13 protein-coding genes and 1 tRNA gene are annotated in these 12855 nt (G+C 33.3%); 6 read left to right on the top strand and 8 right to left on the bottom strand.

All coding sequences use genetic code 11. The features are described 5' to 3' along the window. Nucleotides 1-14: 14 nt before the first annotated feature. Nucleotides 15-88 (top strand) — tRNA-Arg (locus LGQ90_RS09120). Nucleotides 89-312: 224 nt separating this feature from the next. On the opposite strand, the gene LGQ90_RS09115 is transcribed toward LGQ90_RS09120, so the two are convergent. The 3 genes from LGQ90_RS09115 to LGQ90_RS09105 all read right to left on the bottom strand — a co-directional run bounded on the left by LGQ90_RS09115 (nt 313) and on the right by LGQ90_RS09105 (nt 4421). Continuing rightward, entirely contained in the window at nt 313-672 is a 360-nt protein-coding gene (locus LGQ90_RS09115) for a response regulator transcription factor (RefSeq protein ID WP_229340346.1), read from the bottom strand. A 78-nt stretch (nt 673-750) separates the two neighbouring features. Next, nucleotides 751-3126 carry a PAS domain S-box protein gene (locus LGQ90_RS09110; protein WP_229340344.1) on the bottom strand — a complete coding sequence of 792 codons (2376 nt, stop codon included), beginning with the start codon at nt 3124-3126 and terminating at the stop codon, nt 751-753. A 440-nt stretch (nt 3127-3566) separates the two neighbouring features. Beyond that, nucleotides 3567-4421: a M57 family metalloprotease gene (locus tag LGQ90_RS09105; protein WP_229340341.1), complete on the bottom strand. Its 855-nt coding sequence runs from the start codon at nt 4419-4421 to the stop codon at nt 3567-3569. Between the two features lie 314 nt (nt 4422-4735). Between LGQ90_RS09105 and LGQ90_RS09100 the strand changes: the two genes are divergently transcribed. The 3 genes from LGQ90_RS09100 (at nt 4736) to LGQ90_RS09090 (ending at nt 7620) form a co-directional block, all read left to right on the top strand. Continuing rightward, on the top strand, nt 4736-4909 hold the full coding sequence (locus LGQ90_RS09100) for a hypothetical protein (protein WP_229340339.1): 174 nt from the start codon (nt 4736-4738) through the stop codon (nt 4907-4909). Nucleotides 4910-5111: 202 nt separating this feature from the next. After that, complete coding sequence (locus tag LGQ90_RS09095; protein ID WP_229340337.1) at nt 5112-6962, top strand: ATP-binding protein; 1851 nt, start codon at nt 5112-5114, stop codon at nt 6960-6962. Next, nucleotides 6946-7620 carry a response regulator gene (locus tag LGQ90_RS09090; RefSeq protein WP_229340335.1) on the top strand — a complete coding sequence of 225 codons (675 nt, stop codon included), beginning with the start codon at nt 6946-6948 and terminating at the stop codon, nt 7618-7620. Before LGQ90_RS09095 ends, LGQ90_RS09090 begins: the two co-directional genes overlap by 17 nt. A gap of 37 nt (nt 7621-7657) precedes the next feature. On the opposite strand, the gene LGQ90_RS09085 is transcribed toward LGQ90_RS09090, so the two are convergent. Both LGQ90_RS09085 and LGQ90_RS09080 read right to left on the bottom strand, forming a co-directional pair. After that, nucleotides 7658-8218, bottom strand: coding sequence for a DinB family protein (locus LGQ90_RS09085; protein ID WP_229340333.1), 561 nt, complete (start codon nt 8216-8218; stop codon nt 7658-7660). 225 nt (nt 8219-8443) lie between these two features. Beyond that, nucleotides 8444-8791, bottom strand: a complete 348-nt coding sequence (locus tag LGQ90_RS09080) for a hypothetical protein (protein ID WP_229340331.1) — start codon at nt 8789-8791, stop codon at nt 8444-8446. Nucleotides 8792-8975: 184 nt separating this feature from the next. Here LGQ90_RS09080 and LGQ90_RS09075 point away from each other — a divergent pair, with 184 nt between their 5' ends. Both LGQ90_RS09075 and LGQ90_RS09070 read left to right on the top strand, forming a co-directional pair. Beyond that, nucleotides 8976-9629: a DUF2461 domain-containing protein gene (locus LGQ90_RS09075; protein ID WP_229340329.1), complete on the top strand. Its 654-nt coding sequence runs from the start codon at nt 8976-8978 to the stop codon at nt 9627-9629. A gap of 9 nt (nt 9630-9638) precedes the next feature. Beyond that, nucleotides 9639-10154 carry an adenine phosphoribosyltransferase gene (locus LGQ90_RS09070; protein WP_229340327.1) on the top strand — a complete coding sequence of 172 codons (516 nt, stop codon included), beginning with the start codon at nt 9639-9641 and terminating at the stop codon, nt 10152-10154. On the opposite strand, the gene LGQ90_RS09065 is transcribed toward LGQ90_RS09070, so the two are convergent. The 3 genes from LGQ90_RS09065 to LGQ90_RS09055 all read right to left on the bottom strand — a co-directional run bounded on the left by LGQ90_RS09065 (nt 10151) and on the right by LGQ90_RS09055 (nt 12828). Beyond that, entirely contained in the window at nt 10151-10303 is a 153-nt protein-coding gene (locus LGQ90_RS09065) for an SsrA-binding protein (protein ID WP_229340324.1), read from the bottom strand. The two genes, LGQ90_RS09070 and LGQ90_RS09065, sit on opposite strands and share 4 nt — an antisense overlap. A 105-nt stretch (nt 10304-10408) precedes the next feature. Then, entirely contained in the window at nt 10409-12466 is a 2058-nt protein-coding gene (locus LGQ90_RS09060; RefSeq protein ID WP_229340322.1) for a M56 family metallopeptidase, read from the bottom strand. After that, the gene (locus LGQ90_RS09055) at nt 12466-12828 is read right to left on the bottom strand and encodes a BlaI/MecI/CopY family transcriptional regulator (RefSeq protein WP_229340320.1); all 363 of its coding nucleotides are present in this window, start codon (nt 12826-12828) and stop codon (nt 12466-12468) included. Before LGQ90_RS09055 ends, LGQ90_RS09060 begins: the two co-directional genes overlap by 1 nt. Between the last annotated feature and the right edge of the window lie 27 nt (nt 12829-12855).

The following is a 12855-nucleotide window of genomic DNA, read 5'->3' as shown; positions in this document are numbered from 1 at the left end:
AGTGGTTAAAAAATGGCCTTGTGGCGCAACTGAATAGCGCACCTGATTACGGCTCAGGAGGTTCCAGGTTTGAATCCTGGCAAGGTCACAAAAAAAGCAAGCTCCTATAGCTTGCTTTTTTATTTTATAAGCTATTTGCTTAGATGGCGCTAAAGTTTAGATTCCCTGATTTTTTGTGATATGATGACTCACTGAATGATATCTTTTCAGGATTTCTTAATTATTTAATACGATTGGGAGGTCGGTTCGAGTTGAATTTGAACCTGCTGGTATAAGTAGTTAAAATGATATAGGGGTAAACCTGGGAAATCCTTAGACCACATATTTTTGAATGCGAGTGTAAAGCTCTTCTATGTCGAATGGTTTTTTTATAAAATCACAGGCCCCCGAATTATCAGCTATGGAAGGGTTCGCATGCGCCGACATTAATAAAACCGGAATCTCTTTTTTATGATTGGATTTCTTCAGGCCTTTACATAAATCTACACCATTACCATCTGGAAGCATAATATCCATAAGAATTAGATCTGGATCTTGATTTGAAGTTTCCAATCTTTTTTCAAAAGAAGTAGCATTTGGAAATGCTTCCACCTCATAATTCTTATCGGTGAGGAGAAAATGTATAAGTTCTCTTAAACCCTGATCATCCTCCACTAAAAAAATCGTTTTCATGTTCATTATAGTTGACGCAAATATATATAGCTAAGAATTTGAAGCTTGAAAGGTTTTGTTAAATGAAGCATTGCTATATTATAAAATTTCATTTTTCAGGGGAAGACTAAAGAAAAATTCTGAACCTTTACCTTCTTCACTTTTTACGCCTAGTTTACCATTATGTGCATCTATGATCTGCTTGGTAAGATATAAACCAAGTCCAAGTCCGTTTATGCCTTTGGTGGATTCAGCCCGATAAAATCGGTTAAAAACGTTTTTCTGTTGTTCCGGGGTTAAGCCTAATCCCTCGTCTTTTACAATAACTGTGACCTTATTGTGATTTTCCTGCAGTTTTAAATATACTTTATCTGCATTAGGAGAGTATTTTATAGCGTTGTTGAGTAGATTGTTAAGAACCTGTTCTATCCTTTGTTTATCAGCTTTAATAAACAATGCTTTGTCCCCAATGTCTGGTAAAATTCTATGACTGATCTCACTGTAATTATAGGTCTCACTCAATTCAAATAGCATTTCCCTGAAATCGAATTCTTCATAATTAAATTCAAGTTTTCCTGCCTCTATGCGGGACATATTTAAAAGATCATCAATAAGAATATTTAAACGGTTAGCCTGATCTAGAGTTTTTGATAAAAAAAGTTTAGATTTTGGCTCTTCAATTTTCTTCTCAAGAATTTGTAGGTAGCCTTTAATTGTAGTGAGAGGAGTTTTAAGTTCGTGACTTGCAAGTGCTATAAACTCATCTTTCTTTTCGCTTAAAGATTTTACTTTTTCAAAGAGCTGAGAATTATCTAAAGTAATTGCTGCTTGCGCCGCAATATTCCTTACCATTATTTCATGCTCTTTTTTAAATACTCCTTTCTCCGGATGTCCAAAAATTAAACCTCCTATAACATTTCCCGAAGTAGAAATTACGGGAATTGCCATATAGCTTGTTACTTGCAGGTGTCCAGTAGGCATTCCGTTGTAAGGAGCATTGCGACCATAACGGGTATCCTGTGTTATATCATCTACCCTCACTATTCCCTGACCAGAGAATGTAGGTTGAAATACGGCGGTATGTCTGGGCATTCCCAGTTTTTCAAATGCCTGCTTTGGTGCACCAGATAAAGTATATAACATCATGGATTCACCAGATTCTATCTGGGTGTTATAAAAGAATGCTCCAAATTTAGCCCCAGATAATTTTGTGGTAGCATCGGTAACTTTTTGAAGTACGGTTTCCAGGTCTAATTTTGAAGAAATATCCTTTCCAACAGAGTTTAGTATCCTAAGTTTCTCTACGTAACTCTCAATTTTTTGTTTGGATTTTATTTGCTCTTCAATATTTCTTACAATTTTAGAGGCGCCAATAATTTTTCCATGACTATCTTTTAATGGAGATACACTTACTGAAACCGGCACTTCTTTTCCATTTTTTGAAAGTCTTATAGTTTCAAAATGCTCTATTCTTTCTCCGGAATGTATCTTTTTTAAGATCACTGTTTCCTCATTCAGTCTTTCTTTAGGAATTAGCAGGGTTATTGATTTTCCTAATACCTCAGATTCTGAATAACCAAATATTCTTTTTGCACCAATATTCCAACTGTTAATGATCCCATTCAGATCTTTACTGATAATTCCGTCGTCAGATGATTCTACAATTGCTGAAAGTCGGGCTTGTTTTTCTTCACTCCTTAACCTGTCAGAAATATCTCTGGCAACTTTCGATGCGCCAATAACTTGTCCTGATTCATCTTTTATGGGCGATACAGTTAAAGAAAGCGGGATCATATTTCCTGCTTTATTTACCCGAATAGTTTCAAAATGATCTAAAGATTTTCCGTTTTTAATAGTTTTCAGAATAAGCTTCTCTTCCTGGCGACGGGATGACGGGATAAGAATACTAACATTTTTGCCCAGCATTTCCTTTTCAGTGTATCCAAAGATCTTTTCGGCACCTTTATTCCAGCTTATTATTTTTCCATTGAGATCTTTACTAATAATCGCGTCATTAGAAGATTCCACTATCGCAGAAAGGGCGATTTGTTTTAAACTTCTTTTTTTGGTTTTATTTAAAGGAAGAAAATCAAACTGAAAAGCCAGATCTTCCGGATTTTCTCCAGTATGTATCTTTGAAGACACAGAATAACCAAGAGTACCCGACCTATCCAGATAATATTTTTGGTTTTTAATGGCTTTTTTTTGCTGTAATGCCTGGAGAAAAGCTAATTCTTCAGGTTTAAGCTTTTTAGCATTTTTATCCAAAAAATTAAATGTATCCTCGTTAAGAATATTAGAATCATCCTCGAGAATTATGGGAAAATGTTCCTTGCAGGCTTTATTTGAAAAAGTAACCACTCCTTTTTGATCACAAATAAAAATTGGAATTGGTAGATCCTGTAGAACTTTTTTATATTCTAACAGGGATATTTCAGGTTTTAAATTTCGTTTAGGATTAGTTGTGGAATGCATAATTAAATAATTCGGGGGCCTCTTATTAATGTAAAATGCACAAGTAATTAAATATCAATGTATTATGATAAAATTTTAGATTTGGTTAAAGCTCGTGTACCCAACCTGCAATGTAGTCTTGTCGTTAAACAAAAGCCAATTATTTAGTAAAATTTTAAGAGTAGACGGGATATGTTTTAAAAATAGCCAGTTATCCTTTAAATCATAAGGCAGTTATAAAGCTACTTTTTACCGAAAAATCATTCCATTTACTAGGATTGCTTACAGACCTGCAAATTTTTTATTCTTCTGAAATTGAACAATTATAGAAATCAATTCCAGATAAATCTTACCAGGGCTAGATCTGGAAATAGGAGGTTTATTTGATCATACAATAAAAAAAGGATGCCAAAAATGACATCCCTTTTCCGTTTGGTTTTCTAAAAATCCCTTACGAGAAATTAGTATAGATACTCTAATGCAACTTCATCATAGTATCCAAAATTTCCAGATTCAGAAGCGCTAAAACAAGCTAACATCAATGAACCTGAATCATATCCAGTTGGGGTACCTGGAATATGTACTGCTCCATCAGGATTAGCGCTTTCTCCGCTTTGTCCACAGCTTTGACGGCTAAACCAGTCTGTGTGACGCAATCCTAAGGTGTGTCCTATTTCGTGAGTCATTACATGCTCATTGGTTGCTGTACTGTAATTTTCCATTCCATCGAATATCTGGATAAATTGATAAGGATCACCATTGCTTGGGAAACCTGCAACACCACCAGCATTCCCATTTTGAGTTTGATATACTACGATATCATAAGACTGGTAATTTGTTCCGAAAGTTAAATTGAAATTCAGTCCAATATTCAGTGCATTGTAATTATTGATAGCACGTTGAAGGGCAGATCTTTGTTTAGAAGTTAATCCCTGGCCATATCCACCGGTATAACCAATCACATTTATTGTTCTGGGGCTACTTACAAGATTATATGTGCGGTACTGCTTATTGGTAATATCACCAGGCTGCATTTCCTTAAGAGTTTCAGGACTCATTATTATATCGCCTTCAATCTGGAAAACAGATTCAGTTTCACCATCCAGGTTCTTTTGGGTAATTACTTCAATATGTTTAGAGTTAAAGTTAAGTTCTTTTACTTTTTCTCTAACGGCATCAGTTACTACTAATTCCTGGTCAGTTTTTACTGCAACATCATTTTCGGTAGGAGTCTCGTTGCCAGCTTCATCTTTTTGACAGGAAGTGATACTTAAAGAAGTAGCAATCACTGATAAAAATAATAATCGTTTAATCATAATATAATAGTTTAGGGTTATTAATGATCCCAAAACTAGAAAGTGATTAGCTGTTTGACTAAACTTTCACCTTACAATAAGTAAGTCTAAATCCTGGGGTGTTTGATTAACTTTTAATAGTTTTCGTTATTATTTCTTCATAAAAAGAAGGTCGAATCCTTCTATAGTCACTCTTAATCAATTAATGCTTGTCATTAAATATTGTGGGCGTGTCTTTTTAGCTTACATTTTGTAAGCCTTTTGCATAGTCTAGTAAGCTAGTAGGTTGTAAATTTGGAAGGCTTTGTAAGAAGAATTAATTTAAAAAAACATGTATGATAACTAAATCGAGAATTTTTTTAGCCCTTTTTGTATGTAGTGTCGCCTTCGTGTCATGTGAGCCGGAGGCTCTTCCTGGAGAGGATCAAACTACAAATATATCAACAGATATTGATCCGGTAGGTACAGGAAGTGAGCAAAATGATGAAGATCATAGAGGGGAAGATTAATAGATCCTTAAATAAATTATTTTATACCCTGGTTTTCCAGGGTTTTTTATTTTAGCTACATAAAATTTTTGATCCTATTAAAACTAGAGTAATTTTTCTCCTTCTAATATTTTTAATTTCTTCCTGTTCAAAAAAGAGAACTTTAGAAGGACAGTCAATTCAGGATATAGATTCTTTAAAGTCGGTTATTACTCAAAATAATTTGGATTCAGCTGAAATTGATAGTATCCTGAATAATATCAAGCAGGATTCTCTTCAATTGCAATTACTTCAAAAATTATCTCTTAATTATCTATTAGAAGATGACTCAAGTAAATTTCGATTTTCAAATTATAGAGCTAAGCTTATCTCCAGGCAATTAGATTTCAGAAAAATAGAAGCTGATTCCTATTGGGATTTAGGTTATTTCTTTACAAAAAAGAATATTCTGGATAGTGCGTATCTCAACTATTATAAAGCCTATAAATTATATAGGCTTGAAGAGGAAAATGCCTATGCCGGAAGAATGCTTTTAAATATGGCCATATCCCAGGAAAAAGTCAAGGATTATTTAGGTAGTGAAATAACTACTGTGGAATCACTTAAAATTTTACCACCAGATGATAGAAAGCAAATTTATAGAGCTTATAATAATTTAGCAGTAGTTGCAAATGGTTTAGAAAACTATGATCAGGCCTTAGAATATCATGAAAAAGCTTTAGAAATTGCATACTCTATAAAGGGTAAAAAATTAATAGCCCAAACTTTAAATAATTATGGCTTCGTTTACCAAGCCATGGATAGTTTAGAAAACGCCTTAACTCAATATGAGAAAGCTATAAAGGTTGAAAATCTTAAAGAGATTGATGTTCAATTATTTGCTATAATTTTAGATAATATTTCTTACACCAAATTTCAACTAGGGAATCATGGTGATTTTTTTGAAACTTCAGAATATTCTTTGAGACTGAGGGATAGTTTAAATCATGAAACTGGAATTATTACCAGTAAATTACACCAGGCAAGTTTTTTTAGTAAATCCAGGGATACTGTAAAGGCATTACAGATTCTTCAGGAAGCCAAATATTTAGCAGATTCAATAAACAGTGCTAAGTATAAATTGAAATCTCTAAAAAAATTAGCAGAAATAGATAGGGTTAATTCGGCAAATTATTTAAAAGACTTTATTCAAATTAATGATAGTTTATTAAAAGAAGAAAGAGCAATTAGAAACAAATTTGCACGTATACGTTTTGAAACTGATCAGTATAGAGAAAAAACACAATTACTTAGTCAGCAGAAATTCTGGATCTCTATCACTGCCGTTATTACCACTTGTGGATTGGTTCTATTGTATTACTACAGAGAACAATATAACAAGTTCAGAGAGTTGAGGATGCAAAAAGAGCAACAGGAATCTAATGAGAAGATTTATAATCTATTACTTAATCAGCAGACTAAACTGGAAGAAGGCCGGCAGGAGGAAAGAAAGCGAATTTCTGGAGACCTTCACGATGGTATTTTAGGGAGATTATTTGGAACCCGCATGGGACTTGGTTTTCTAAATCCTGATTCGAAAAAGCTGGATAATTATTTACTGGAACTTCAGAATATTGAAAAGGAGATTAGAAACATTAGTCATAATCTATCTACAGATATTTCAGATTCTTCAGAGAGTTTTCACAATTTGATAGATCAATTGATCAGAGAAAAAAATGAAATTTCAAATATTTCATTTACTTATCATTTTGAAGAAAGCTTCGATTTTGATCAGATATCCAATGATATTAAAATTAACTTATATCGATTAGTGCAGGAATGTTTACAAAATGCGATAAAGCATTCAAATGCGTTAAGAGTCTCTATTAAATTTCATTCAGATCAAAATTTTTTATATCTGAGCATTAAGGATGATGGGCAGGGATTTGATGTGAATAAAAAAAATAAGGGTATTGGTTTGAGTAGTATGAAATTTCGAATAAATAAATTGGGAGGTGATATGAATTTAAAATCATCTAAATTGGGGACAACCTTTATTTTTAAAATACCAGTTTTGAATGATGAAACAATTTAAAGTATTAATAATAGATGATCATCCACTTATTGCCAGTGCCTACCAGCAGGCTCTGGAAGAAGTGTTTAATGAATCTGATTTTGAATTAGATATACTATTTGCGACAAGCATTGATGAAGCATATGATATCATTGAAGATTCAGCTACTTTTGATAAAATTGATATTATCTTTTTAGACATTAGACTTCCAAAGGGCAAGCATCTTAAAATACTCTCAGGAGAAGATTTAGGTATCATAATAAGAAAAAAATATCCCAAAAAGAAGCTCGTTATTGCCACTACTTTTAATGACAATTATCGAATTCATAGTATTTTGAAAAATATAGATCCAGACGGGTTTCTGGTGAAAAATGATCTAACCCCGGCAGAATTGGTTTGCGCCATAAAAGTCCTTCTTTCAGAGCCTCCATTTTACAGTAAAACCGTGCTTAAAATGTTGCGGAAGCAAATTAGTGATGAAGCACTTCTTGATAATACAGACCGGCGACTGTTGTATGAGATTTCTATTGGTACAAAAATGAAAGAACTTCCAAATATTTTACCACTTTCCAAAGCCGGGATTGAACGTAGAAAGCGCAATCTAAAACTTGTGTTTGAAGTAGAAAGTGGGTCTGATAGAGATTTAGTATTTCAGGCTAAAGAACGCGGATTCATCTAAAATTCAGTAGTTAATTACGCCAATTTGAAATTTTGTTTTAATTCTGGACCTTTACTTTCTGTGGTTTTATCATATTATAAATTTCGTTGGCCTGTTCATAATGCCGCTCTTCATGGGTTATTAAAATATTTAAAGCTGTTTCCAGCTTGTAAACTATATTTTTGTTTACCGGGGAAGATATGATCGCATTTTGCTTAATATGATCCTGAACTTTTAATATTTCTTCTTTTAATCTTTGTTGATGTTCTTCAAACCTGTTTAAAATATTTTTGGTAAAGCTACTTTTAGAAGGCTCCCAGATTTTAAAAGTCTTCATTTTCTTTTTGCGATCGGGCTGAACAGATTTAAGAATCAAATTCCCGAAAAATGTTACTACAAAACCAAATCTCGCGACAAAGGGTAATTTGTAATTTCCTTTCCGCAGACTTTCAAAAGCAGGATAATAAGATTCATTTAGAACAATAAGATGATCTATGTTCTCTGCAATACTCCATGTTTCAGCGTTTGGTTTCCAGTTGAGTTCCTCCTGACTAAGAGGACTATAGGAATTCAAAAATTTCTCTGTAATCCTATCTATTTTAAGTGCCCAGTTATGCATATGAGACTGATAATAATCTATCTAAAGATAAAAAAAGCCTCTATATAAATGAACTGAAATATTCAATATCAGGAATTATATAAAATAAGATTCATTTTTTAGTTATCGAATTAAGCTATAGAAAAGAGAGAAGACTCAATTGAATTAGTTGAATTATACTACAATCATTTTGAGTCAAAAAAAAACCTGCCGTTTAAAGCAGGTTTTTTTACCGAATGGTAAAAGCTAATCACTAAAAGCGCCTTTATTCGATAAGATTAGATTGGTATTTTTAATGTTAGTATTTTTCAGTGAGGCAGGAAGATTACATTCTTGAAGCCCAAGACTCAGCATATGATCTATGGTGTTGGCCTTTACACAATTTTCCATTTCTCCCAGGTTCACCCGGTAGCAGGATTTTCTAATATACATTTTATCATTATCAAATAATTTTGATGTGATATCCAGGTCTATCAAATTGCCATTTATTCTACTTGAGAGATAATAGTTGAATTTGATATCTTCCTTTTTCCTCAGAGGAAATCCATTACTCACAGGAATCTCCAGGTCCTCTCCCAGTTTTTGATATTTCATAATCGGCTGATTTTAGATACTAAATATAGCTGAATGAGTAGTTAAAGATTAACGCTATTACATTTAAAATGAATGGAATAGGTTGGTTTTCAGACTTTGGGAGTTAAATATTTCCGAATAGATTTTCTTTGAAGTTCCAGAAATTCTTAATTCCTATTCAGTTTAATATCTTTAAAATAAAAAAATGAGTTTTAAAAAAATGTTCCAATTTCTGCGAGAACTCGATAAGAATAATCATAAGGAATGGATGGATGAGCACAGGCAGGAATATCATGAAGTACGTGATTTTTATATTCAATGGTTAAATGAATTGGATATAAAATTAGCCGCAATAGATCCAGGTTATTCCCCAACCACCGGGAAGCAGGCTATAAATAGAATAAATAATAATTTACTTTTTCACCCCAATAAACCGGTCTATAAGGATCATTTTGGAGCGGGACTGGATAAAGAAAAGGGCAAGGGAGATTTTTATATTCATATTGGTATAAATGAAAGTTTTGTAACCGGTGGATTATACAGGCCTAAAAAAGAAATGCTAGATAGCATACGAGCTGCAATAGATTATAATGGGGAAGAATTTAAAAAGATCCTGAATAAAAGATCTTTTAAAGAAAGCTTTGGCGGACTCATGGAAGAGGAAAAACTTAAAACCGCACCCAAAGGTTTTTCTAAAGATCATAAACATATAGATCTTTTAAGAAATAAGACTTTTGCGGTAATGCATTCTCTCACTCAAAAGGAAATTCTGGAAGATGATTTTCAGCAGAAGCTTATCCATATTTATAAGGAAATGCTACCTTTCCGAAATTACCTTAATAAAGCAGTGAGCGTTTAAAATTTTTAGATGAATTTAAAATCTTACATTCGGGATATTCCCGATTTTCCAAAAAAAGGAGTGAGTTATAAAGATATTACTCCGCTGTTATTGGATCATAATGCAATGCAGCTGGCAGTAAAACTTTTTATAAATAATCTTCCTCATGGAAATATAGATAAAGTAGTAGGGATCGAATCCCGAGGTTTTTTCTTCGCGACATTACTGGCAGATAAGTTAAAAGCCGGATTTATTCCGGTTAGAAAACCCGGGAAATTACCATACAGTATATATACTGAAAATTATGATCTGGAATATGGTAGTGATACTCTGGAGATCCATAAGGATGCGATAAAGGAAGGAGAGAAGGTCTTGCTACATGACGACGTGCTTGCTACCGGAGGAACGGCTGCAGCTACCTGTAGGCTTATTGAAAAATGTGGTGGAGAAATAGTTCAATGTAATTTCCTGGTAGAACTTGAGTTTCTGAAGGGAGCAGATAAATTGAACAATTATGAAGTTTCGTCCCTGATTAAATATTCTTAATCCAGCGAATTCTTAGTGACCCATAATTTCCATCCGATAATCGCCATTTGAACCTTTGAAGCCTTTTGCAACTCTAATCCTTTTTTGGAGTAACTCGGTAATATTTTCTTGTTGAGTTTAGCAATCGCTTTAAAGATCTTTTTTTTCATTTTTGGCTGATTTGTCTCAAATATATTAAATATTTAGACGTCAGTTTGTTATATAAAAAACAAAAGCCGCTACAATAGCGGCTTTTAGTTATAAAATAATATTTTTTAGTAATTTTCGTAATTGCTTGATACTACGAGTTTATTATCCTTTGAAAGTCCAATAATCACAAGTGGTATTCCTTCAGAATTCTGAAAACTTGCACTGGCCATTTTACCGTCTTTTGTTTTTGCCTTAATACTAACAGCAGTTATATCACCTTCCGAATTTCTCTTGATATCTGTAAATTCAGTTTCAATGTCTGCGCCAGATTTGATCATTTTTTTCAAATTTTCAATATTTTCTTCATTGGAGTTTTTGTGAAGAACATAGAAATCGGTTTTAACAGGATGAGCAGTGTCACCTTCAAATTTTTTAGTATAAATTTCTATCACACCATCAGAAGCAGCTTCTCCGTATTTATCGGTTGCAGATGTTCCTTTTAGGACATTAATTTTTTTGATGCTTTTAGGATCGATTTTGTCCTTCTTGAAATCGCTCTTCTGAACCTCTCCATTTAAGACGTATAAAGGATTGGATTGTTGTATAAACATTTGATCACCCTCTATAGTATTATTGGAATTAGATAAACTTCCCGTATGATTAGAATTTATTTTAACTGACTGAAAAGCAACTGTGTGGTCACTAGTTAAATTCTTAAGTTCTTCAGGATCATCTGTAGAATATCCAGTTCCTGTAACTTTTACTTTAACATTGCGAGGTTGAGCTTTTATAATTTCATGATCGCTCTTTTTCCTGAAACCTTCACCTTTAATTTTTCTAGTTACCAAATAGCGTGGATGGATAATTGCTTCATTAGAGTCTATACCTGATCTTATTTCAATCGTGCGGGGTTTACCATTTTCACCTACAGTAAGATATCTTCCCTTGAATTCTGTAGAAAGCTTTTGAACCTCATTCAGCCTCTTATTAAAATTCTTGAAAATAACCCCATTAGGGATAATAACTACACCATTCTCTCCTTTGCTGCCGTACTTTTGCGTGGCTTCAGCAGGAGACATAAAATCTACTCCAGAATTTATTGCTATAAATTTCTTTTCCAGTCGGGAAGATTTGTACTCCTTGCCATTAACCACATATAAAGGATTATTACCTATAATATCCTGCGCATTTTTCTTTTTAGCCTTAACAACATGAACTTCCTGCGGTTCCTCATCATTGGTAACTTCTACGACTTTATATCCCTGTTCAGATTTCTCTTCATTTTTAACCTCAGCCTCTGATTCTTTTTGTGGAATTTCCTGAGCTTCAGTCTTCACATTAAATAGGAGCATAAAAGCTAGCAGCACAGGCATTAATAGGCTTAATTTCCAAGCGGGGCTATGGGTGGATGATTTTTTGTTTAACATAAGAATTCGTTTTTTGATAAATGATTGATAAAAATGATTAGTAAGTGCCGGTCTATGATCGGCGATGGAAACTTTTACCAGTGCGCGCTGGTATTCTTTAATTTCTGCATTTGTACTTACAGTTTCCCGATCTGCTATAAATTCCAGGTTCTGTTCTACAGATTTTTTATAAAGCCATGCGAAAGGATTGAACCATAAAATACAGCTCACCAGATTTACCAGGAGGATATCTGCTGAATGCAACTGTCTCGCATGTATTTTTTCGTGTTCTAGAATAAGCTCCAGATCTTTTTCAGAATGTATTTTTGGGTTATAAACTATATAATTAAAAAAGGAAAAGGGTAAATGATCATTTTCAGTTTTCAAATATTTCAAACCTGAGATATTCTGAGTTTTATATGAATACAGAATCCTGAAAACAGAGATTAACTGAAGGCTAAACCTAAGCAGAAAAAAACCGGTTAGGATTAAATAAACTATGCCTGCAATTTGCCACCAGTCAATAGGTGTTTCAACTGGAACTGAAGATATTTCTGAGCTATTTACAGTAAAACTGTAAGGTTGAGAACTGGCTTCTACATATACTTTTTTGGTAAAATAGATTGCCGGAAATATTCCCGCCGTGATTATCCCGAGAAGCAAATATTTTCTATTAAGATTAAAAGAGGTTTCCTTTTTAAGGAGGAGAAAATAACTTAGATAGAAAATTCCCAACAGGGCAGAGGCTTTGAGAAGATATATTATAAAACTTTCCATTATTTCTTTTTATTTTCAATAATATCCAGGATCTCCCGTAATTCTTCTGCGCTAATCTTTTCTTCTTTTGCAAAATAGGAAACCACATTTTTAAAAGAGTTGTCAAAAAAGCGCTTAGTGGCCATATTCATAAACTGCTTTCGGTATTTCTCCTTGGAAATCACCGGAAAATATTGATGTGTTTTTCCATAAGCTTTATGAGAAACATAGCCTTTTTCTTCCAGGTTTCTTATAATGGTAGATACCGTATTGTAATGAAGTTTCTGATCTTTTAATTCTGGCAGAACCTCTTTAACAAATGCTTTTTCAAGATCCCAGAGAACTCTCATGATCTCTTCCTCTTTATTAGTTAATTTCTCCATTGAATTTCGGTGTATTTCTTATTTCTT

Source organism: Christiangramia sediminis (assembly GCF_020552705.1).
GTDB classification, from domain to species: domain Bacteria; phylum Bacteroidota; class Bacteroidia; order Flavobacteriales; family Flavobacteriaceae; genus Christiangramia; species Christiangramia sediminis.
This window is presented reverse-complemented; position numbering and strand designations above follow the sequence as displayed.